This window comes from Kitasatospora sp. NPDC043949 (assembly GCF_056435365.1).
This window is the reverse complement of sequence record NZ_JBWKEQ010000019.1, coordinates 61,205-84,221: the sequence shown is the minus strand read 5'-3', so window position 1 is coordinate 84,221 and position 23,017 is coordinate 61,205. Positions and strand designations below refer to the sequence as shown.

Genomic DNA, 23,017 nt, shown 5'->3' with positions numbered 1-23,017 from the left:
GAGGGGGCACGCCGCCGGGGTCAGCGGGCGCTGGCCTCGTGGACGAAGGCGACGAGGCGGGAGAGGGCGTCCGGGTCCATGGACGGCAGGACGCCGTGGCCGAGGTTGAAGATGTGGCCGCTGGTGCCGAGGGCCTGGGCGGCGTGCAGCACCTCGCGGGCCTTGGTCTCGACGACCTTGGTGGGGGCGAACAGCACGGCCGGGTCGAGGTTGCCCTGGAGGCCCTTGCCGGGGCCGACGCGCTCGGCCGCGACGTTCAGCGGCACCCGCCAGTCGACGCCGACGATGTCCGCGCCGGCCTGGCCCATCAGGCCGAGGAGTTCGCCGGTGCCGACGCCGAAGTGGATCCGCGGCACGCCGTAGGAGGCGACGGCGTCGAAGACCTTGGTGCTGGACGGCATGACCGAGCGGCGGTAGTCGTCGGGGGCCAGCGAGCCGACCCAGGAGTCGAAGAGCTGGACGGCCGAGGCGCCGGCCTCGATCTGCACCTTCAGGAAGGTGGAGGTGATGTCGGCGAGCCGGTCGACCAGGGCGGCCCACAGCTCGGGCTGGCCGTACATCATGGCCTTGGTGTGCTCGTGGTTCTTGGACGGGCCGCCCTCGACCAGGTAGCTGGCCAGCGTGTAGGGGGCGCCGGCGAAGCCGATCAGCGGGGTCTCGCCGAGTTCGTCCACCAGCAGGCCGACGGCCTCGGTGATGTAGGGGACGTCGTCGGGCTCCAGCGGGCGCAGCCGCTTGAGGTCCTCGGCGGTGCGGATCGGGTCGGCGATGACCGGGCCGACGTTGGGCTTGATCTCGACGTCGATGCCGACGGCCTTGAGCGGCACCACGATGTCGCTGAAGAAGATCGCCGCGTCCACCTTGTGCCGGCGGACCGGCTGGAGGGTGATCTCCTTGACCAGCTCGGGCCGCATGCAGGACTCCAGCATGGGGATGCCCTCGCGGACCTTCAGGTACTCGGGCAGCGAGCGGCCGGCCTGGCGCATGAACCACACCGGGGTGTGCGGCACGGGCTCGTGCCGGCAGGCGCGCAGGAACGCGGAGTCGTGCGCGGCGCCGCGGCGCGCGGGGGTGGGCCTGCCGTCGGGGGTGGCCGCCGTGGTGTCTGCCGTAGTCTCGCTCACGGTCCAAATCTTCGCATGCGCCTCGGGGCGCTCCTCCCGGCCGGTCTCGTCGGTTCCTCCAAGATCTGGCCGGGTTTGCCGTTCCGGCACGCCGCTCGGACGGAAGTTGCGGCCTTAACCGCGGTTTTCGACCTAGTCTTCGGGTCATGGCAGCGGTCGGCGGGCACCCCGCGCAGGGTGGCGGAGCAGGTGGCGGAACAGGTCGGGAGGGGGCTCCGAGCGAGTTCCGGGCCGCCGTGGAGGCCCTCGACGGAGCACGTCTGCGGCCCGAGATCCAGCTCTCCCCCGCGCCGGCCCCGCGCCGGCTGGCCCCGTACGCGTTCGCGGTGACCGCCTCGGTGGAGGTGGACGGCGAGGAACTGGCGGACGGCCGGCTGGTGCTGCTGTACGACCCGGCCGGGCAGGAGGCCTGGAACGGGGAGTTCCGGGTGGTGACGATGACCCGGGCGGAGCTGGAGCCGGAGATGGCCGGCGACCCGATGCTCTCGGAGGTCGGCTGGGCCTGGCTGCTGGACTCGCTGCAGGCGCACGGGGCCGGGTACGCGGAGCCGTCCGGCACGGTGAGCCACTGCGCCTCGCAGTACTTCGGCGGGCTGGCGGACCGCCCGTCCTCGACCGAGATCGAGATCCGGGCCTCCTGGACGCCGGCCGACGGCCGGTTCGAGCGGCACCTGGCGGCCTGGGGGGACCTGCTGTGCATCAGCGCCGGCCTGCCGCCGGCCGCGCCGGCCCCGCAGGCGCCGGCCGATGTGCCGTCACTCGGTGGGGTGGTCCCGATGCCCGCGCGGCGGCGTCCTCGTTCGCACTGAGGAGTGGCGCACCGGGCCGGGCGGCCCCGACCGCCCCGATGCCACCCCCAGGGCTGACGGAGTGTGACTTCGAACCCGCTCTGGGTCAATTAACCGGTTGAAACCGACCGATCAGCACCAGATCTGATCGATTTTGTGCGAATTCAGGACGGGTCGTATCACTCATATGCGCGATTTGTCCGTATTGTTACTCACTAGATCGTGATCTTTCGCTAAAGCCGGGCACGGTAGCTGCCGAAGCAGACTGTGACCCTTTCCGAACGCGGAACACTCCGACCGCCCCCTCGGGGTTCCGTCCGCCACTCCCCGCAGGAGGCCTGGTGTCGGTCCTTCTTGAGCACCCCGCAAACGTGGTCGCCTACCGGCCGACCAAGCCCACCGCCATGGTGGTCATCGCCGATCCCCGTGTCCGAAACACCGTCACCCGCCACCTGTGGGCGCTCGGCGTCCGGGACGTGATCGAGGTGTCCTCGATCGCCGAGGCCCGCCCCCGGGTCTCCACTCCGCGCGACATCTGCGTCGCCGACGTACACCTGCCGGACGGCTCCGGCCTGACCATCCTGGCCGAGACCCGCGCCGCGGGCTGGCCCAACGGCCTGGCCCTGTCCGCCGCCGACGACATCGGCGCCGTCCGCAGCGCGCTGGCCGGCGGCGTCAAGGGATACGTCGTCACGGGCACCCGCACCAACGTGGCGATGCCCGGCCGCCCGGGTCTGCCGCTCGGCGCCGCCGGGCTGGCCGGGCGGATGCGCCGCCCCGGCATGCCGGGCATGCCGGGCGCCGTGGGTGCGCCGGGCGCCCACGGAACCCACGGAGCCCCCGGTGCGCCCGGTGCGCCGGGCACACAGCAGTCCGCCTACCGCGAGCTGTCGGGCCGTGAGGTCGAGGTGCTGCGGCTGGTCGCCGAAGGACAGTCGAACAAGGCGATCGGGGTGGCGATGGGCCTGTCCGCGCTCACCGTCAAGAGCCACCTCGCCCGGATCGCCCGCAAGCTGGGCACCGGCGACCGCGCCGGGATGGTCGCGGTCGCGCTGCGCACCGGCATCATCCACTGAGTCCTCGGACGGACCCGCCACGGCGGTCGAGGAGGAACGTTTCCTCCTCGGCCGCCGTAGCCGTGCCCCTCGGCCACCGCCCGGGCCCCGTGGCATAGTCACGGACCCGGTCTGACCAGTCCGACAACACTCCCGGCCGCGAGGACCGTCGTACCCTTGGTGGGTGACCGACGCCGTAGCAGCCATCCCAGAAGAAGCAGCCCCGGTCCCGCTCCTCGAACCGAAGGAGGGGATCCCGCCCGTCGTGGCGGACGAGCAGGCGCTGGCCGCCACCGTCGCCGCCTTCGCCGGGGGCACCGGACCGGTCGCCGTCGACGCCGAGCGGGCCTCCGGCTACCGCTACGGGCAGCGCGCGTACCTCATTCAGCTGCGCCGTGCGGGCGCCGGCAGTGCGCTGATCGACCCGATCGCCTGCCCCGACCTCAGCGGCCTGGGCGACGCCCTCGCCGACACCGAATGGGTGGTGCACGCGGCCACCCAGGACCTGCCCTGCCTGGCCGAGGTCGGCATGAGACCCCGGCAGCTGTTCGACACCGAGCTGGCCGGGCGGATCGCCGGCTTCGCCCGGGTCGGCCTCGGGCCGATGACCGAGAGCGTGCTCGGGCTGAGCCTGGCCAAGGAGCACTCCGCGGTCGACTGGTCCACCCGCCCGCTGCCCGAGCCGTGGCTGCGCTACGCCGCTCTGGACGTCGAGGTGCTGGTCGAGCTGCGCGACGCACTCGAACAGGAGCTGGACGCCCAGGGCAAGCTCGGCTGGGCCCTGGAGGAGTTCGCGGCGATCGCCGCCGCACCGCGCCCGGCTCCGCGCACCGACCCGTGGCGCCGCACCTCGCAGCTGCACAAGGTCCGCCGGCGCCGCCAGCTGGCCGTGGTGCGCGAGCTGTGGCTGGCCCGGGACCGGCTGGCGCAGGAGCGCGACGTCTCGCCGGGCCGGGTGCTCTCGGACGCCGCGATCGTCAACGCCGCACTGGCCATGCCGCTGAACATCGCCGCGCTGCAGGGCGTCCAGGGCTTCGGGCCGCGGGTGCACCGGCGCCAGCTGGAGCAGTGGCTGGCGGCCGTCCAGCGGGGCCGGGAGGTCCCGGAGAACCAGCTGCCGCCGGCCTCCGCGCCGCACGACGGGCCGCCGCCGCCGCGGGCCTGGGCCGAGAAGGACCCGGTGGCCGCCGCCCGGCTGTCCGGGGCGCGCGCCGCGGTCGCGGACCTCGCCGAGCGGCACAACCTGCCGGCCGAGAACCTGATCACCCCGGACCTGGTGCGCCGGGTCTCCTGGGAGCCGCCGGCCGATCCGGCCGCCGCGGGCGTGGCCGCCGCGCTGCGCCGGCTCGGCGCCCGGCAGTGGCAGGTCGACCTGGTGGCGCCGGTGGTGGCCGCCGCGTTCGCCGAGGCCGCGGCCGCCCAGGACTGACCTGGAGCGCGTCCGGAGGGGGTGCCGTCCTCGTGACGACACCCCCTTCGGCGTATTCGGGGTCCGTCTTTCGAACTCCGCCGGTCGGACGTGTCGCGGGACACACGGGGTGAACCCTCCGTGAGGCCTGGGCAGGTTGGTTACCGACCGGTAGCATGACGGTGAAGCGGCGCCGCTCGGGTCTTCACCGGCGGCAGCCTGCCCACCTCAAATGTTGGTCCCTGGGAGGAGAGCCCCCGTGCCTCGTACCGTGAGGGACGTCGTCTTCGTCGATGGCGTCCGCACCCCGTTCGGCAAGGCCGGCCCGAAGGGCATCTACCACGAGACGCGCGCCGACGACCTGGTCGTCAAGTGCATCCGGGAGCTCGTGCGCCGTAACCCGAACCTGCCCGTCGAGCGCATCGACGAGGTCGCCATCGCGGCCACCACGCAGATCGGCGACCAGGGTCTGACCATCGGGCGCACCGCCGCCCTGCTGTCCGGCCTGCCCAAGTCCGTCCCCGGCTACTCGATCGACCGCATGTGCGCCGGTGCGCTCACGGCCGTGACCGCCACCGCCGGCGGCATCGCCTTCGGCGCGTACGACGTGGTCGTGGCCGGCGGCGTCGAGCACATGGGCCGCCACCCGATGGGCGAGGGCGTCGACCCGAACCCGCGCTTCGTCTCCGAGAAGCTGGTCGACGAGTCCGCCCTGTTCATGGGCATGACGGCGGAGAACCTGCACGACCGGTTCCCGCACCTGACCAAGGAGCGCTGCGACGCCTACGCCGTGCGCTCGCAGGAGAAGGCCGCCAAGGCGTACGCCAACGGCGACATCCAGCCCGACCTGGTACCGATCTCGATCCGCAACACCAACCCCGAGGTCGGCGAGACCGGCTGGGGCCTGGCCACCGTGGACGAGCCGATGCGCCCGGGCACCACGATGGAGAGCCTGGCCGGTCTGAAGACCCCCTTCCGCCCGCACGGCAACATCACCGCGGGCAACTCGGCCGGCCTCAACGACGGCGCCACCGCCTCGCTGCTGGCCGCCGAGGACGTCGCCGAGGAGCTCGGCCTCCCGGTCAAGATGCGCCTGGTCTCCTACGCCTTCGCGGGCGTGGAGCCCGAGGTCATGGGCATCGGCCCGGTGCCGGCCACCGAGAAGGCGCTGGCCAAGGCCGGTCTGACCATCGACGACATCCAGGCCTTCGAGGTCAACGAGGCCTTCGCCGTCCAGGTGCTGTCCTTCCTCGACCACTACGGCATCGCGGACGACGACGAGCGGGTCAACCCGTACGGCGGCGCGATCGCCTTCGGCCACCCGCTGGCCTCCTCCGGCGTGCGCCTGATGAACCAGCTGGCCCGCCGCTTCGAGCAGCGCCCGGACGTCCGCTACGGCCTCACCACGATGTGCATCGGCTTCGGCATGGGCGGGACCGTCATCTGGGAGAACCCGCACTGGAGCGGAGCGGAAAAGTCGTCCGAGCTCGAGGGTGGTAAGTGAACATGACGAGCACCACTGAGCTGCTGCAGCACGGCGCCGAGCTGTTCCCCGGCGAGGTCGTCACGACCGCGCACGTGCGCCACCTGGACCTGCCGCTGCAGGCCGGCAAGCTGGCCCTGATCACCCTGGACAACGGCTTCGACCACACCAAGCCGACCACCTTCGGCCCGGGCTCGCTGCTGAAGCTGTCCACCGCGCTGGACCAGGTCGAGGCCGAGGCCGCCGAGGGCAAGGTCGTCGCCGTCGCCGTCACCGGCAAGCCGTTCATCTTCGCGGTCGGCGCCGACCTCAAGGGCGTCGAGCTGCTCAAGGAGCACGCGGACGCGCTGGCCATCGGCAAGGGCGGCCACGAGGTCTTCAAGCGGATCGCCGCGCTGCCCGTCCCCTCCTTCGCCTTCTACAACGGCGCGGCGATGGGCGGCGGCGTCGAGGTCGGCCTGCACGCCACCTACCGCACGGTCAGCGCGGGCGTCCCGGCGTTCTCGCTGCCGGAGGTCTTCCTGGGCCTCGTCCCCGGCTGGGGCGGCTGCACCCTGCTGCCGAACCTGATCGGCCCCTCGAAGGCGATCAAGGTCATCATCGAGAACTCGATGAACCAGAACAAGCAGCTCAAGGGCAAGGACGTGTTCGAGCTGGGGATCGCCGACGCGATCTTCGAGCCGGCCGACTTCCTGGAGCAGTCGCTGCTGTGGGCCGCCAAGGTCCTCAAGGGCGACGTCGTCGTCGAGCGCGAGGAGATCGACCGCGGCAAGGCCTGGGACGACGCCGTCGCCTGGGGCCGCCTGGTCGCCGACGCCAAGGTGCACGGCGCCGCGCCGGCCGCCTACAAGGCGCTGGACATCATCCAGCAGGTCAAGGACTCCGACCTCCAGGCCGGCTTCGACGCCGAGGACGCGGCCCTGGCCGACCTCATCATGAGCGGCGAGCTGCGCAGCGGCATCTACGCCTTCAACCTGGTGCAGCGCCGGGCGAAGCGCCCGGTCGGCGCGCCGGACAAGTCGCTGGCCCGCCCGGTCAGCAAGGTCGGCGTCGTCGGCGCCGGTCTGATGGCCTCGCAGCTGGCGCTGCTGTTCGCCCGCCGTCTGGAGGTGCCGGTGGTCCTCACCGACATCGACCAGGAGCGCGTCGACAAGGGCGTCGGCTACGTCCACGCCGAGATCGACAAGCTGCTCGGCAAGGGCCGGATCGGCCAGGACAAGGCCAACCGTCTCAAGGGCCTGGTCAGCGGCTCGCTCGACAAGGCCGCCGCCTTCGGCGACGCGGACTTCGTGATCGAGGCCGTGTTCGAGGAGATGGGCGTCAAGCAGACCGTCTTCGCGGACCTGGAGAACGTGGTCTCGCCGACCTGCGTGCTGGCGACCAACACCTCCTCGCTGTCGGTCACCGAGATGGCCTCGAAGCTGAAGCACCCCGAGCGGGTCGTCGGCTTCCACTTCTTCAACCCGGTCGCGATCCTGCCGCTGCTGGAGATCGTCCGCGGCGAGCAGACCGACGACGCCTCGCTGGCCACCGCCTTCGGCGTCTCGAAGAAGCTGAAGAAGACCTCGGTGCTGGTCAAGGACGCCCCGGCGTTCGTGGTGAACCGGATCCTGACCCGCTTCATGGGCGAGATCCAGACCATCATCGACGAGGGCACCCCGATCGCCACCGTCGAGAAGGGCGTCGAGCCGCTCGGCCTGCCGATGTCCCCGATCGTGCTGCTGGAGCTGGTCGGCCCGGCCATCGCGCTGCACGTCTCGGAGACCCTGCACGGCGCGTTCCCGGAGCGGTTCGCCGTCTCCGAGAACCTCGGCAAGGTGGTCAAGGCCGGCAAGCGCGGCTTCTACACCTGGGTGGACGGCAAGCAGGTCCTCGACCCCGAGGTGCTGGAGCTGCTGACCTTCGGCGACACCGTGCTGACCGAGGAGCAGGTCCTGGACCGCGCCCTGGAGGCCGTGGCCCAGGAGATCGGCCTGATGCTGGAGGAGGGTGTCGTCGCCGAGGCGCAGGACATCGACCTCTGCATGATCACCGGCGCCGGCTGGCCCTTCCACCTGGGCGGGATCACCCCGTACCTGGACCGTGAGGGCGTCTCGGAGCGGGTGAACGGCAAGCGCTTCCTCGCCCCCGGCGTGGCCTCGGTGCCCGCGTAACGCGTAGCGGGGGGGGGGGGGGAGGGGGGGGGGAGGGGAGGGGGGGGGGGGGGGGGGGGGGGGGGGGGGGGGGGGGGGGGGGGGGGGGGGGGGGGGGGGGGGAAATAAAGGCTCTTTCTCCTCCCCTGTTTGTCCCTGGTCCCCGAGGACCCCCCACCCCCCCCCCACCTACCAGACCCCCGTTCCCCGTCCAGGTCACCGGGGCTCCGGCATGTGCGGGGGCGGTCAGCTCTTCTTGAGGCGGTAGACCACGGTGTCGGCGAAGACGCCGACCATCTCGTAGTGGGTGTCCAGCAGGTTCTCGATCCGCGGGACCAGCACCGGCTGGTACGGGGCGATGCCGGAGTCGTCCACCACGACCTCGGGCAGGTTGTCGGCGAGCTCCTTGTCGAAGGTCTGCCAGGCGTTGCTGACGCTGAACTGCTCGCCCACGTTGGCGTTGCCGTCCTTGCCGCCGCTGTAGTTGGTCAGGAAGCCGGCGGTCAGGTAGCGGGTGGCGGGCTTGCGGTCGGCCAGCCAGTACAGCTCGGGGTGCATGCCCCAGACCAGGACGGTGTCCTTGGGGGTGGTCTGGGCGGCGACCGCGGTGGCGACCTCGGTGGTGCGGTCGAGCCGCTCCCCCGGCCAGGCCAGGGCCAGCGCCCAGAAGACCGTCGAGGCGACCGTGGTGTACACCAGGACGGGCTTCCAGCGGACCGCCGAGGTGGCCACCGCCCCGGTGCCCAGCAGCACCAGCGGGGGGATCAGCTGTAGGTAGTAGTGGCCGAAGAAGTGGAAGCCCACGCTGACCGCGACGACCGAGGAGGCCAGCCAGACCCACAGGTCGCCGGTGGAGCCGTGCTCCTCCCCGGCGACGGGCAGCGGCCGGTGGCGGTGCTTGAGCCAGAGCCGGCGCCCGACCGGGAGCAGGAAGCCCAGCCCGGCCGCGACCAGGATGGCCGAGTTGCCGAGCGCGCGGCCGATCATCTGGAGCCAGGCGCCGCCGAAGGAGGCGTAGTCCCCGCTGCCGGTGACCACCCAGAACAGGAAGCCCTTGGGCTTGGTCAGGATGACCGCGACCAGCGCTATCGGCAGGATGAAGCCGAAGCCGATCTTGAACAGGGCGGGCGGCCAGCGCACCCCGCGCCGGCGGGCGTCCTGGAACAGCATCCAGAGCACGGGCAGCAGCACCGCGCCGCCGGTCTGCTTGGTCAGCGAGCAGAGCGCCACCGCGATGCCCGCGGCCAGCCAGCGGCGGCGCTCGGCGTACCGGAACGCGGCCACCATGGCGGGCAGCATGAAGACCTCGAAGGTCGCCGCCTGGGTGTCCTCCGGGGAGAGCCCGATGGAGACCAGCAGGTAGAGCAGCCCCGCACCGGCCCCGGCCCGGTTGCCCCAGCGGCCGCGGGCGATGGACGCCAGCAGGATCGCGGTGACCAGGTGGGCGCCCACCGCCAGGGTGCGCAGCGGCCACAGCGAGGCGGAGCCGAAGATCGTGAAGCAGGCCTGGTAGAGCCAGGGGAGCAACGGCGGCTTGCGGTCCACCACGGTGTCGTACAGCACTCCGCCGTCGGCCAGCATCCGGGCCTGGGTGGCCAGGAACCCCTCGTCGGGGCTCCAGACGGGCCGGGCGAAGGACGGGATGTGGGTGAGCAGTGCGACCAGCGCGAGCACCGGCACCAGCCTCGTCCAGTACCCGGTCTGCACATGGGTACGGACGCGCTCGGGCAGGCGCTCGGCCATTCCGGCGAAGCGGAAGCGGGTGGGGGTGGGCACGGATGACAACCTACCGGGCGGGATCGGCGCGGGCGGCGCCGGTCCCGCCTTTCGGTGCGATTGTCAGCTTGTTTCGTGACGAACTGTTACGGAGTTACGACGAACGGTCGTCGGTGGAACGCGTTCCGGGCCCGTTCTCAGGCCTCGACCCGAGCCGCGTCCAGGCCGGCGACCAGGGCCGTCACCTTTCGGGCGATGTCCGGGGCGTTCAGGCCGATCTCGGCCAGGATCTCGTTCCGGCTCGCGTGGTCCAGGAACTCCTGCGGAATCCCGAAGTCGCGCACCGGCAGATCCACGTCCGCGTCGCGCAGCGCCTGCGCCACGGCGGCGCCGACACCGCCCACCCGGCCGTTGTCCTCGATCGTGACGACCACCCGGTGCTCGGCCGCCAGGCCCGGCAGGGCGGCGTCCACCGGCTTGACCCAGCGCGGGTCCACCACGGTGGCGGTGATGCCCTGGGCGGCCAGCAGGTCCGCGACCTCCAGGCTGGTGGCGGCCATCGCGCCGACCGAGACGACCAGCACGTCCGCGCGGTGCGTGCCGCCCGGCTCCTCGGCGGCGCGCAGCACGTCCATGCCGCCGATCCGGCCGACCGCCGGGACGGCCGGGCCGACGGTGCCCTTGGAGTAGCGGACCACGGTCGGGGCGTCCTTGACCTCGACGGCCTCGCGCAGCTGGGCGCGGACCTGGTCGGCGTCGCGCGGGGCGGCCAGCCGCAGGGTCGGGACGATCTGCAGCATCGACATGTCCCACATGCCGTTGTGCGAGGCGCCGTCGTCGCCGGTGACGCCGGCCCGGTCGAGCACGAAGGTGACGCCCAGCCTGTGCAGGGCGACGTCCATCAGGACCTGGTCGAAGGCCCGGTTCAGGAAGGTCGCGTAGACCGCGAAGACCGGGTGGAGCCCGTTGGTGGCCAGGCCGGCGGCGCTGGTGACGGCGTGCTGCTCGGCGATGCCGACGTCGAAGATGCGGTCCGGGAAGGCCTCGGCGAAGGGCGCGAGGCCGACCGGGTGGAGCATGGCGGCGGTGATGCCGACGATGTCGTCCCGCTCGTGGCCGAGCGCGACCATCTCCTCGGCGAAGACCGAGGTCCAGCTCCGGCCGCCGGCGTTCTTGATCGGCAGGCCGGTCTCCGGGTGGATCTTGCCGACCGCGTGGAAGCGGTCCTCGTCGTTGTTCTCCGCGGCGTGGTAGCCGCGGCCCTTCTCGGTGAGGCAGTGCACGATCACCGGGCCGCCGAAGCCGCGCGCCTTGGTCAGCGCGGACTCCAGGGCGGTCAGGTCGTGGCCGTCGATCGGGCCGATGTACTTGAGGCCGAGGTCCTCGAACATGCCCTGCGGGGCGATGAAGTCCTTGAGGCCCTTCTTGGCGCCGTGCAGCGTCTCGAACAGCTGCTGGCCGACCACCGGGGTGCGCTGCAGCGCGTCCTTGCCCCAGGAGAGGAAGCGCTCGTAGCCCTGGGTGGTGCGCAGGGTGGCGAGGTGGTTGGCCAGGCCGCCGATGGTCGGCGAGTAGGAGCGCTCGTTGTCGTTGACGACGATGACCAGCGGGCGGTCCTTGGCGTCGGCGATGTTGTTGAGCGCCTCCCAGGCCATGCCGCCGGTGAGCGCGCCGTCGCCGATGACCGCGACGACCGGGTCCGGCTTGCCGAGGATCTTGTTGGCCTTGGCCAGGCCGTCGGCGTAGGAGAGCACGGTGGAGGCGTGCGAGTTCTCGATCACGTCGTGCTCGGACTCGGCGCGGGACGGGTAGCCGGACAGGCCGCCCTTCATCCGCAGCATCGAGAAGTCCTGGCGGCCGGTGAGCAGCTTGTGGACGTAGCTCTGGTGGCCGGTGTCGAAGAGGATGCGGTCGCGCGGCGAGTCGAAGACCCGGTGCAGCGCGATGGTGAGCTCCACCACGCCGAGGTTGGGGCCGAGGTGGCCGCCCGTCTTGGCGACCTCGGTCACCAGGAAGGTCCGGATCTCCTGGGCCAGTGCGGCCAGCTGTCCCGGCGTGAGCCGGTCGAGATCACGCGGTCCCCGAATGCGGGTCAGCAGGGCCACCCGTTCCTCCTCGTTCAGTGTTCGCGGACCGCGGGCGGTCCGACGGGCGTCGCTGCCCGGTCTGGCGGCGGGCCGGCGGTCGCGGCCGGTGCCGACCGGTCGAGTCTAATGTCCGCTTGCCGGACACCGAGCGGCGCGCCCGGTGCCACCGACCCGTTACCGCCATTCCCGGAGGTCGGCCCGGGGGTCGCGCGTCACCCTGGATTGACGAATGGACGTTCGGGAAAGATCCGGGCCGCAGCGGCTCAGCCCCGCCCCAGCGCCCCGGACTCCCCCATCTCGCTCATCACCAGGGCCAGCGCGCCGAGCACCTCGGCCCGGCCGCCCAGCGTGCCGGGGACCACCGAGAGCTGGCGGGCGGCGCTCGGGATGGCGTAGCGGGCCACCGAGTCGCGGATCGGGGAGAGCACCAGCTCACCGGCCTCGGCGAGGTCGCCGCCGAGGATCACCCGGCGCGGGTTGAGCAGGTTGCACAGGGTGGCGACGCCGGTGCCGATCTGCCGGCCGGCGTCGGCGATCACCCGGCGGCAGCCGAGGTCACCCTGATGGGCCAGCTCGACCACCCGGGGCAGGGTGAGGTCCGGGCCGAGGGTCGGGGTCAGCAGGGAGAGCAGGTAGCGGGAGCCCACGAAGGTCTCCAGGCAGCCGCGGTTGCCGCAGCGGCAGACCGGCCCGGCCTCGTCCAGGGTGATGTGCCCGATCTCACCGGCGGTGCCGCCCGGCCCACGGTAGATCTGGCCGTTGACCACCAGTCCGGCGCCGACCCCGCTGGCGACCTTGATGTACGCGAGGTCGCTCAGCCCCCGCCCGGCCCCCCAGACCAGTTCGCCGAGCGCGCCCAGGTTGGCGTCGTTGTCCACGTGCACCGGCATGCCGAGCCGTTCGGCCAGCTCCCGGCCCGGGGCGATGCCCGTCCAGCCGGGCAGGATCGCGGTGGAGCCCAGCGCGCCGGTCTCCACGTCGATCGGGCCGGGCACGCCGAGGCCGACGCCGATCACCTTCTCCGGGCGGAACCCGGCCTGCCGGAGCAGCCGTTCCACCATCGCCTCGGCCCGGTCGAAGCCCTGCGCGGCGGAGACGTCCACGTCGATCGGGGCGCTCTCCTCGGCGAGCACCCGGTGCGCGAGGTTGCCGACCGCGACCCGCAGGTGGGTGTGGCCGAAGTCGATGCCCACCACGATGCCCGCGTCCCCGCTGAGCGAGACGCTGCGCGCCCGCCGGCCGCCGGAGGAGGTGTCGGCGACCACGACGGTGCCGCTCTCCTTCAACTCCCGCACGATGTTGGAGACGGTGGCCGCGGACAGACCGGTGCCGCGGGCGATCTCGGCCTGGGTCAGCGAGCCGGCCGTCCGCACCGCGCGCAGCACCCGCTCCAGGTTCGCCCGGTGCAAGGACGACTGCGAGCCCGGTGTGTCCGTCGACATGATCCACCCTCCCAGGGCGGGGACCCCTCCGCCGGGACGTCCCCTTCAACTCCTGAAGGGTAGGGCCTGTGCCGCGGATCGGCGCTGATCGGGCCGGGACGGGGCGACGGGGACCGGCGGCGGGCCCGGGAGCGGCGGGGGAAAGTGGCGGGGGGAGGTGGCGGGGGAGCGGACGGAAACGGGCCGACGGAGTCCTGGGTTCGACCGAAAAACACCCACCACTAGCATGGTGCCCTATCTCACGCGTCCCCCCGGACCGCGGGGCGGTATCGGCAGGGGGGCGCTTCCAGGAATGACGGGGAATCAGATGGCAGGGGATCACCCTACGCCGGGGGCAGGCGCAGTGCCGGGCAGCGGCCCGCAGGACAATCGGGGCGTCTCGTTCGGGCGCCCGCCCGGCGGCGTGGATCCGGCCGCCGTGGCGGACCAGGTGACACAGCTCGACGGCGCGGCGATCCCGGGCCCGGCCTCGCCCGCCGGGCCGCCGCCGGCCCAGCCGCCGGCTCCGCCCGCGCAGCCGCCCGCCGCCGGTGCCGGTGCCGGTGCCGGTGCCGGCTACCAGCCGTACGCGCCGACCGCGGCCGCCTTCCCCGGCCAGGCTCCGCCGCCGCCGGCCGGGGCGCCGGTCGGCCCGTACGACCCGATGCCCGGTGGCGCCTACGGCGCGCCGGACGGCGGGCAGGCCTACGGCGCCGGCTACGGATACCCGCAGCAGCAGCCCGGGTACTACCCGGGCGCGCCGCTGCCCCCCGCGCCCAAGCAGCGCAACCCCGTGATGCTGTGGGGCGGGATCATCGGCGGCGTCCTGGCGATCGCCATCGTCGCCGGGCTGGTCGTGCTCCTCAAGGGCAACGACCCCGACCCCACGCCGAACGCCAGCTCCGGCGGCACCACCACGTCCGGTGGCGCCACTTCCGGAGGCACCGTCACCAACGCCCCGACCGCCGACAGCACCAGCGGCAGCACCACCGGTGGCAACACCGGCGGGGCCGGCTACAACATCGCCTGGAACGCCCCCAAGGCCGCCAACGCGGACAGCGGCTCGCAGCTGCTCGGCATCTGGGGCAGCGACAAGGTCGCGGTGCGCGCCGACAGCACCGGCATCCGGGCGTTCAACACCTCCGACGGCAAGGAGGCCTGGAACATCCCGGTCCCGGCCGGCAGCAAGGAGGTGTGCACCGCCTCCTACTCGGCCAACTCGAAGAACATCGCCGCCGTCTCCTTCAACACCGGTGACAGCGACTGCTCCACCATCGGCGCCGTCGACGTCAGCCAGGGCAAGCTGCTCTGGAGCGTCAAGGTCTCCACCGACCGGATGTCCTCGCCGACGCTCAGCGTCACCGACAAGGTGGTCGCCATCGGCGGCAACGTGGTCGGCGGCCTGAACATCGACAACGGCTCGGCCGCCTGGCAGTTCCAGCCGCGCGACAAGGACTGCAGCCTCTACGGCCGCGCGGCCGGCAGCCAGATCGCGGTCAGCGACCGCTGCTACGGCGGCTCCGGCCCGAAGTCGCAGCTGGTCATCGTGGACGCCGACAGCGGCAAGGCCGCCAGCACGCCGATCACCCTCACCGGCAGCATCGAGCGGATCGACAAGGTCGTCCAGGACCAGCCGCTGGTGCTGCTGATGAGCAGCGGCCCCAACGGCGACTACATCCTGCCGTTCGACAAGAGCAACAAGCCCGGCAACCAGATGTCGGTCAAGGAGCCCGGCGCGGACAGCCTGCGGCTGTCCGGCCAGTCCGACGCCTACAGCCAGAACGTGGTCAGCGGCACCACCCTGTACGCCCAGATCACCGGCGCCAAGTCGGCCGTCAACGCGTACGACCTGACCACCGGCAAGCGGATCTGGTCCGCCGCCAGCGCCACGTCCAACCAGGACATCCGGCTGGTGTCCGGCACCGACAAGGACGGCAAGGTCCGCGCCATCGTCAGCCAGGGCTACAACAAGCCCGCCCGGCTGGTGACGCTCTCGCCGGCCGACGGCTCGATGACCGACCTCGGCACCATGGCCATGCCCAACGGCCTGGACATCGGGATGAGCATGTCCGAGTACGTCCTCTCCAGCGACGGCAGCGCCGTGTACGCCTTCCGCCGCGGCAGCTCCGACGCACCGCTGACCAAGTGGAAGAAGTGACGGCGGGGGGCTGAGCACCCCTCGGACACGAGCCCTCGCGGCTCGTCCTGGCGGGGCGGGAACGGGCGATCTGTCCGGACCCGCCCCGCCTGCGATTTTTCCGGGAGCCCGTCCGTTGGGTCATGGGAGGATTCGCCCCATCAGCCTGACGAAGGAGTGCAGCGAGTGCCCGGCACCAACCTGACCCGCGAGGAGGCCCGCACCCGGGCCGACCTCCTCCACGTGGACGCGTACGACATCGAGCTCGACCTGAGTTCGGCCCGCGAAGGAGGCACCTTCCGGTCCACCACCGTGGTCCGGTTCACGGCCACGACCCCCGGCGCGGACACGTTCATCGACCTCGTCGCGCCGAGCGTCGAGGAGATCACCCTCAACGGCGCGCCGCTCGACCCGGAGAGCTTCGCCGACAGCCGGATCCCGCTGCCGAACCTGGCCGCCGAGAACGAGCTGCGCGTCGTCGCCAACTGCGCCTACACCAATACCGGTGAGGGCCTGCACCGGTTCGTCGACCCGGTCGACGGCGAGACCTACCTGTACACCCAGTTCGAGGTGCCGGACGCCCGCCGCGTCTTCGCCTCCTTCGAACAGCCCGACCTGAAGGCCGCGTTCGCGTTCACCGTGACCGCCCCCACCGGCTGGGTCGTGGTCTCCAACTCGCCCACCCCGACCCCGGTCGGCGAGGGCGCCTCGCAGGTCTGGACGTTCGAGCCCACCGGCCGGATCTCCACCTACATCACCGCGCTCGTCGCCGGCCCGTACGTCGGCGTCTTCGACACCTACGAGAACGGCGCGCAGAAGGTGCCGCTGGGCGTCTACTGCCGCCCCTCGCTGCGCGAGTTCCTGGACGCCGAGGACATCTTCGCCGTCACCAAGCAGGGCTTCGACTACTTCCAGGAGAAGTTCGACTTCCCCTACCCGTTCGCCAAGTACGACCAGCTGTTCGTCCCGGAGTTCAACGCCGGCGCGATGGAGAACGCGGGCGCCGTCACCCTGCGCGACCAGTACGTGTTCCGCTCCAAGGTCACCGACGCCGCCTACGAGGCCCGCGCGGCGACGATCCTGCACGAGCTCGCCCACATGTGGTTCGGCGACCTCGTCACCATGGAGTGGTGGAACGACCTCTGGCTCAACGAGTCCTTCGCCACCTTCGCCGAGGCCGTCTGCCAGGCCGAGGCCCCCGGCTCCAAGTGGCCGCACTCCTGGACCACGTTCGCCAACCAGATGAAGACCTGGGCCTACCGGCAGGACCAACTGCCCTCCACCCACCCGATCATGGCGGACATCAACGACCTGGAGGACGTCCAGGTCAACTTCGACGGCATCACCTACGCCAAGGGCGCCTCGGTGCTCAAGCAGCTGGTGGCGTACGTCGGCCAGGACGCTTTCTTCCAGGGCGTGCAGGCCTACTTCAAGCGCCACGCCTGGGGCAACACCCGGCTCACCGACCTGCTCGGGGCCCTGGAGGAGGCCAGCGGCCGCGACCTGCGGACCTGGTCCCAGGCCTGGCTGGAGACCGCCGGCATCAACGTGCTGCGGCCCGCCATCACGCTGAACACCGACGGCGAGATCGAGTCCTTCGCCGTCCTCCAGGAGGCCCCCGCGCTGCCCACCGGCGCCAAGGGCGAGGCCGTGCTGCGCCCGCACCGCATCGCCATCGGCCTGTACGAGCTCGCCGACGGCGCGCTGGTGCGCACCGACCGGATCGAGCTCGACGTCGACGGCCCGCGCACCGAGGTGCCCGAGCTCGTCGGCCGGCACCGCCCGGCCGTCGTGCTGCTCAACGACGACGACCTCTCGTACGCCAAGATCCGGCTCGACGAGGACTCGATGGCCGTCGTCACCGAGCACCTCGGCGGCTTCACCGAGTCGCTGCCGCGCGCCCTGTGCTGGGCCTCCGCCTGGGACATGACCCGCGACGGCGAACTCGCCGCCCGCGACTACCTGGCGCTCGCCCTCTCCGGCATCGGGCGGGAGAGCGACATCGGCGTCGTGCAGTCCGTGCAGCGCCAGGTCCGGCTCGCCCTCGACGCCTACACCGACCCCGACTGGCGCGAGCAGGGCCTCGCCCAGTGGGCCGCCGCCGCCGAGGAGCACCTGCGCGCCGCCGAGCCCGGCAGCGACCACCAGCTCTCCTGGGCCCGCACCCTCGCCTCCGTCGCCCGCACCGACGGGCAGCTCGGCCTGCTCGCCGGCCTGCTCGACGGCACCGCCGAGATCAAGGGCCTCGCCGTCGACACCGAGCTGCGCTGGACCCTGCTCACCCGGCTCTGCGCCACCGGGCGCGCCGACGAGGCCGCCGTGACGGCCGAGCTGGCCCGCGACAACACCGCGGCCGGCCAGGAGCACGCCGCCACCTGCCGCGCCGCCCGGCCCACCGCCGAGGCCAAGGCCGAGGCCTGGACCGCCGTCGTCGAGTCGGACACCCTCACCAACTACGTCCAGGAAGCGACCATCGCGGGCTTCCAGCAGTCCGACCAGCAGGAGCTGCTCGCGCCGTACGCGGCCAAGTACTTCGCCGCCGTCAAGGAGGTCTGGGAGACCCGCAGCCACGAGATCTCGCAGCAGATCATCGGCGGGCTGTACCCGGCGCTGCAGGTCACGCAGGCCACCGTGGACGCGACCGACGCGTGGCTGGCCGAGGCCGAGCCGGCCCCGGCGCTGCGGCGCCAGGTCGTCGAGGCCCGGGCCGGGATCGAGCGCGCGCTCAAGGCCCAGGCGGTCGACCGGGCGGCGGGCGCCGGCCGCTGACCTGCTGAGCTGTTGAGGCGCCCGTCGGGGCCCCGGTCGGGGTTCCGGTGGGCGCCTTCGGGGTCGCGGTGGGCGCCGTCGGGCGCCGTCGGGCGCCGTCAAGGTGCGCTGGAAACGCCTGAAGGGGCACCGGAGATCTCCGGTGCCCCTTCAGGGTCGTGCAGGTCCTGGTGGACGCGGTGGTTACTTCTTCTTGCCCTTGCCCTTGCCGTACGGCAGGCCCGCGAGGGCGGCGATGATCACGAAGGCGGCGATCGGGATCAGCACGTACAGGCCGATGGTCTGGCCGACGCTCAGGCCAGGACCCGGGTCGTCGCCGTCGTCCCTGGTGAAGGCCATGGCGGGCGACGACAGCAGCATCATCAGCGTGACCGTTGCGGAGACCGCGCCGGCTCGCAAAGCGTTCCTCTTGTCCACGTTTCCAACTTACCCGCCGCTTATGACCCCCCGCGCGTCGGGGTCGGCCTTCCGGAAGGGGGCCGTCCGCGGTGCCGGGGTCAGGCGGCGGGGCCGCACGGCGGGGTCAGACGGCGGGGTGGGCGCCGGGCGGGGCCAGCAGGTGGGCGAGCAGGCGGGCGGCCGGGGTGGCGGCCAGCCGGTCGAGGGTGACCGGGTCGCCGGCCCCGTCTGCGACCGGCAGGCGCCAGTTCGGGTACTGGTCCCAGGTGCCGGGCAGGTTCTGCGGGCGCGGATCGCCGACCAGGTCCGGCAGCCAGACGCCGACCAGCTCCGCCGGGGTCGCGCGCAGGAAGCGGTACAGCACCGGCATCGACAGCGGCTCGCCCGGCGCGAGCAGCCCCCGCGCGGTCAGCTCGGCCCGCCAGTCCGCCAGCTCGGCCACCGCCTCCTCCTGCTCCTCGCCCAGCGGACGGGCCAGCAGCCCGAGCCGGTGCCGCAGCTCGACGTGCTCGCCGGAGAGCCGGGCGGCGGTGCTCGGCAGGTCGTGGGTGGTGAGGGTGGCCAGGCAGCCCGGGCGCCAGCGGTCCGGGGCGAGGATCTCCCCCGCCCCCTGCCAGTCCCGCTCGAACCAGAGCACGGAGGTGCCGAGGATCCCGCGCGCCGCCAGCTCCTCCCGGACGCCCGGCTCCACCGTGCCCAGGTCCTCGCCGATCACCGCCGTCCCGGCCCGGTGCGCCTCCAGGGCCAGCACGCCGAGCATCGCCTCGGCGTCGTAGCGGACGTACGCGCCCTCGGTCGGCGGGTGGCCGTCCGGCACCCACCAGAGCCGGAACAGGCCCATCACGTGGTCGATCCGGACCGCGCCCGCGTGCCGGGCCGCCGTGCGCAGCAGCTCCGCGTACGGGGTGTAGCCGGCCGCCGCCAGCGCGTCCGGGCGCCAGGGCGGCAGGCCCCAGTCCTGGCCGTGGGCGTTGAAGGCGTCCGGCGGGGCGCCGACGGAGATGCCGCCGGCCAGCACGTCCTGGAGCGCCCAGGCGTCCGCGCCGTCCGGGTGGACGCCGACGGCCAGGTCGTGGATCAGGCCGACCGGCATGCCGGCCTGCCGGGCCGCGCGCTGGGCCTCCGCGAGCTGCCGGTCGACCTGCCAGGCGAGCCAGCGGTGGAACTCGACCCGGTCGGCGAGCTCCCGGGAGGCGTGCCCCACCTGTGGGCCGTCCGGGTGACGCAGCCCCTTCGGCCAACCGTGCCAGTCGGCGCCGTGCACCTCGGCGAGCGCGTTCCACAGCGCGTGCCGGCGCAGCCAGTCGCCCTCGCGGCGCTGGTAGGCCTCGTACGCGGCCTGGCGGCCGGGGCCGCGCGGCACCTCGTGCAGCAGTTCCAGCGCCTCGCGCTTGAGCGCCCAGACGGCGTCCCGGTCGATCAGGCCGTCGTGCCCCAGCACCTCGTCGCGCAGCCGGGCGGCCCGGCGGCCCAGCTCCTCCGCCTCGGCGCGCTGGTCGCCCGTCAGGTAGGCGTACTCGGGGACGGCCTCGACCCGCAGGTGCACCGGATCGGCGAAGCGGCGGGAGGAGGGGCGGTAGGGGGACGGGTCGGTGGGGGCGGCGGGTGCGGCGGGCAGCGCCTGGTGCAGCGGGTTGATCTGGACGAAGCCCGCGCCGAGGCCGGCGCCCGCCCACTGGGCCAGCTCGGCGAGGTCGCCGAGGTCGCCCATGCCCCAGGAGCGGTCGGACAGGACGGAGTACAGCTGGGCGAGGAAGCCCCAGCTGTAGCCGGGCAGCGGGGGGAGCTTCTCCGGTGCGACGATCAGCGCCGCCTGGGCCTTGCCCTCGCCGCACTCCGCCCTGAGCACGTGCCGCCCGAGCGGCAGGTCCGGCGGCAGCCAGTGCGAGTGGCCGCGCGGCAGCTCCCACACCCCGCCGTCCTCCAGCTCCACGTGCAGCCGCGCGTCGGCCGGCACGTCCAGCGCCGTCCGCCGCCCTTGACGGACCACCACGCAGGGCGGCAGCAACCGGGCCTGCTGCGCGGCCCGGTGACGATCCAGCGCCTCGCGCGCCTGCTCCGGCGTCCCCGCCGCCACCCCCAGGGCCGCCAGCACCGCGACCAGCGTTCGCGCCCCCACGGCCACACCCCCCGGCCCGGGGTACCGGGTGTCCACCCCGTACGCCTGCGCCAGCGCCACCAGTTCGGGCGGTGGCGGCGGCGCGTCCTGCGTCGGCACCCTCAGCCCGTCGGCTCCGTCACGGTCGAGATAAGCGGCCACTCGCGGCTCCTGCGATGTCTCGGCAACGCCTGGTCAGGACGACCACAGTCCTACCCGGGTGACGGCCCGACGACGCTGCGCGACACGACCGCGCGGGTGGATCAGTCGGGTCGACGCAACGGGATCGGCTGATTGTCCGAGACCGACTGCAGGCCGACGAATCCACTCGGGGACAGGAGCGCGGCGGAAGGCGGCTGGAAGGAGGGGACCACCACGATCCGTTCGAAGAACTCGTACACCCACTCGTCACGGGTCTCGGCAGCGCCTCCTTCGCCGGTCACGATCCCCCTCAGCAACCAGCCCGGGCCGTCGCAGCCGAGCACCCGGTTGACGGAGACTCCCCTGACACCCGGCCCCTTCTCCACGGGGACCTCGCACCTGAGCTCCACCCCAGCCCGGCCCGCCCAGGCACAGGCCTCGCCTCCCGTCGCCAGGACGCCGGCCGCCAGACGTTCACGTGCCCTTTCCCAGGCATCCGGCCGGGTGGCGTGATACGCCTGGAGTTGAAGCCCCGTCTGGCGACCCCCTTCACGACGACGGCCTCCACGAGATCACCGGACGGCGCCCTGTTCAACTCGATCCTGACGCCCGGCTCCCGGGGAACCCTGAGCCCTCCGAGGTCGATGAGGTCCGTCCCCTGCCAGCCGCGCTCGCTCACGTCCCACGGACCGACCTCCACGCCCCGCGCCGCCAGGCGGAACGGATCCTCGGCACGGAGGAACTCGTCCGTGGTCTCCTCCACAGCCTGGAGCAGCGCGGTCACCTCGCTCTCGCGCACAGTCCCGGCGTCCAGCAGAACCGCCAGTAGGAGAAGGGTGTTCCGCAACGTGAACAGGCCGTCGCCGCGCCCGACCCGGACTGCGGAGATCCCCGACCAGGGCTGCGACCATCGTGCCGGTCTCGTCCCTGCCGAGACCACGCGCGGCGAGCGCGGGCGCCTCCACCGGGAACTCCTCACCGGCCTCCCGCCTCAGTTGGAGAAGGATTTTCGTCGCAAACAGCAGGACCAGTGCGGGCGTGACCCGGGTCGGTCGGTCTTCCCAGCCCGCCTCGGTCTCGCTCTCGACGGACAGAGAGCCGCGCGTACGGAACTTGTGGAGGACCCGCGCTGCGGATCCGGCCCGCTGACCCATGCCCCCTCGCTCTGGACGGCTCGACGGCACACATCACGGCGATCGCCACCGCAGGACCACCTCGATGGTGCCGCGACCGATCTTGCCTTGCCCTCAGGGGAATTCGCCACACTTCTCTTCAACAAGGCACCGAGCCCGTCGTCATCAAGGAGTTACTCGACCACGCCCACATCGGCGTCACCGCCGCCATACTCCGGCTCCAGCGCGACGCCATCGACCTCCTCAGCCGTGCTCTCGGCCAATCCCCGAAGTCTTTCAGCGAGTCCCGCGACAATGATGCCCCACCGCTTTACGCAGTCCCCGTCCGTCCACGCTTGCCGTCAACTACTGTCGTCGGGACAACAAGCGGCCCCGCCGGATGGTTATCCGACGGGGCTCGGCAACACTCCCTTACCTATTCGACATCAGCTATCCCTCAAGGCGCCCACTGCAACTGAGCGAAGCTCGAAAGGGTCTGAATTTCAGGCAATCGAATCCCGATTGAAAGCTGAGGACCATCAATGGTTGCTGAGCCAGCGGCCCCACAAGCGCATACCAGCGCTGGGCGCAGTTCTAGGGCCTGCACTGCTGACAGGGCGAACGACGACCGGAAACCAGAACGCCCGATGGCGTGGCCGCCGGGCGGCTCTGATGTACAAGGGAGTTCTTACTTACTGAAGACCGGCCCCATCTGCAATTCATGGAGCAGCTCGGTCGCTGCGGCTGCGACCGAGCCACCCGCATCGTCTCGGAGTCCTGCAACGTCCATCGTGATATCCGAAAATGCGCGATCCACAGCAATCTCCCACGCGCCCCTGTGTGCGTACCGGCCCTTGTACTGAGGTAGTGCCAGATCTTCTGACGGACGCCACGCCCCGGAGGCGCGTCGGATGGTCGTCAAAAGTCCCAGAATTTCCTACAAGGACCGCCGCCTGCCCGGCTGGAACACCGTCAACGGCAATCAGTTGCAGCTCTGGGACTGCCAACCGGCGCCTCCCAGCAGTGGACCACCACCACCCTGCGCACCCGGGTGATCCCCCCCCCCGAGGCCAGGGGGGGGACAAGGGAGGCGGGGAAAGGGGAGAGGGAAGGGGGGGGGGGGTGAAGGGAGGAAAAAAACAGAAGC

At 72.3% G+C, this 23,017-nt stretch carries 13 protein-coding genes and 1 pseudogene; 7 read left to right on the top strand and 7 right to left on the bottom strand.

What is annotated here, in order from left to right; genetic code table 11:
* Positions 1-20: 20 nt before the first annotated feature.
* On the bottom strand, positions 21-1,124 hold the full coding sequence (gene hemE / locus AC07AL_RS17890) for a uroporphyrinogen decarboxylase (protein WP_063349474.1): 1,104 nt from the start codon (positions 1,122-1,124) through the stop codon (positions 21-23).
* Positions 1,125-1,270: 146 nt separating this feature from the next.
* Here hemE and AC07AL_RS17885 point away from each other — a divergent pair, with 146 nt between their 5' ends.
* The 5 genes from AC07AL_RS17885 to AC07AL_RS17865 all read left to right on the top strand — a co-directional run bounded on the left by AC07AL_RS17885 (position 1,271) and on the right by AC07AL_RS17865 (position 8,011).
* A complete protein-coding gene (locus tag AC07AL_RS17885; protein WP_363368843.1) occupies positions 1,271-1,933 on the top strand; it encodes a DUF3000 domain-containing protein in 663 nt (220 codons plus the stop codon).
* A 320-nt stretch (positions 1,934-2,253) separates the two neighbouring features.
* Positions 2,254-2,988 carry a response regulator transcription factor gene (locus tag AC07AL_RS17880; protein WP_063349472.1) on the top strand — a complete coding sequence of 245 codons (735 nt, stop codon included), beginning with the start codon at positions 2,254-2,256 and terminating at the stop codon, positions 2,986-2,988.
* A gap of 163 nt (positions 2,989-3,151) precedes the next feature.
* On the top strand, positions 3,152-4,396 hold the full coding sequence (locus tag AC07AL_RS17875) for an HRDC domain-containing protein (protein ID WP_363580384.1): 1,245 nt from the start codon (positions 3,152-3,154) through the stop codon (positions 4,394-4,396).
* Between the two features lie 238 nt (positions 4,397-4,634).
* A complete protein-coding gene (locus AC07AL_RS17870) occupies positions 4,635-5,879 on the top strand; it encodes a thiolase family protein (RefSeq protein ID WP_363580382.1) in 1,245 nt (414 codons plus the stop codon).
* A 2-nt stretch (positions 5,880-5,881) separates the two neighbouring features.
* A complete protein-coding gene (locus tag AC07AL_RS17865; protein WP_363618750.1) occupies positions 5,882-8,011 on the top strand; it encodes a 3-hydroxyacyl-CoA dehydrogenase NAD-binding domain-containing protein in 2,130 nt (709 codons plus the stop codon).
* A 225-nt stretch (positions 8,012-8,236) separates the two neighbouring features.
* On the opposite strand, the gene AC07AL_RS17860 is transcribed toward AC07AL_RS17865, so the two are convergent.
* From AC07AL_RS17860 to AC07AL_RS17850, 3 genes are all read right to left on the bottom strand, one after another.
* Positions 8,237-9,766 (bottom strand): ArnT family glycosyltransferase, encoded by a 1,530-nt coding sequence (locus AC07AL_RS17860; protein WP_363580378.1) that lies wholly within the window; start codon positions 9,764-9,766, stop codon positions 8,237-8,239.
* A gap of 137 nt (positions 9,767-9,903) precedes the next feature.
* Entirely contained in the window at positions 9,904-11,811 is a 1,908-nt protein-coding gene (gene dxs, locus AC07AL_RS17855) for a 1-deoxy-D-xylulose-5-phosphate synthase (protein WP_363580376.1), read from the bottom strand.
* Between the two features lie 245 nt (positions 11,812-12,056).
* Positions 12,057-13,235: an ROK family transcriptional regulator gene (locus AC07AL_RS17850; protein ID WP_063349467.1), complete on the bottom strand. Its 1,179-nt coding sequence runs from the start codon at positions 13,233-13,235 to the stop codon at positions 12,057-12,059.
* A 418-nt stretch (positions 13,236-13,653) separates the two neighbouring features.
* Between AC07AL_RS17850 and AC07AL_RS17845 the strand changes: the two genes are divergently transcribed.
* A complete protein-coding gene (locus AC07AL_RS17845) occupies positions 13,654-15,372 on the top strand; it encodes an outer membrane protein assembly factor BamB family protein (RefSeq protein WP_363580374.1) in 1,719 nt (572 codons plus the stop codon).
* A 165-nt stretch (positions 15,373-15,537) separates the two neighbouring features.
* The gene (gene pepN / locus AC07AL_RS17840) at positions 15,538-18,120 is read left to right on the top strand and encodes an aminopeptidase N (protein ID WP_363580372.1); all 2,583 of its coding nucleotides are present in this window, start codon (positions 15,538-15,540) and stop codon (positions 18,118-18,120) included.
* Positions 18,121-18,303: 183 nt separating this feature from the next.
* On the opposite strand, the gene AC07AL_RS17835 is transcribed toward pepN, so the two are convergent.
* The 3 genes and pseudogenes from AC07AL_RS17835 to AC07AL_RS17825 all read right to left on the bottom strand — a co-directional run.
* Positions 18,304-18,537, bottom strand: coding sequence for a hypothetical protein (locus AC07AL_RS17835; protein WP_363580370.1), 234 nt, complete (start codon positions 18,535-18,537; stop codon positions 18,304-18,306).
* A 106-nt stretch (positions 18,538-18,643) separates the two neighbouring features.
* Entirely contained in the window at positions 18,644-20,779 is a 2,136-nt protein-coding gene (gene malQ / locus AC07AL_RS17830) for a 4-alpha-glucanotransferase (RefSeq protein ID WP_400986543.1), read from the bottom strand.
* Positions 20,780-20,880: 101 nt separating this feature from the next.
* A pseudogene (locus AC07AL_RS17825) lies at positions 20,881-21,285 on the bottom strand (DUF3710 domain-containing protein); the annotation flags it as partial.
* Positions 21,286-23,017 lie beyond the last annotated feature (1,732 nt).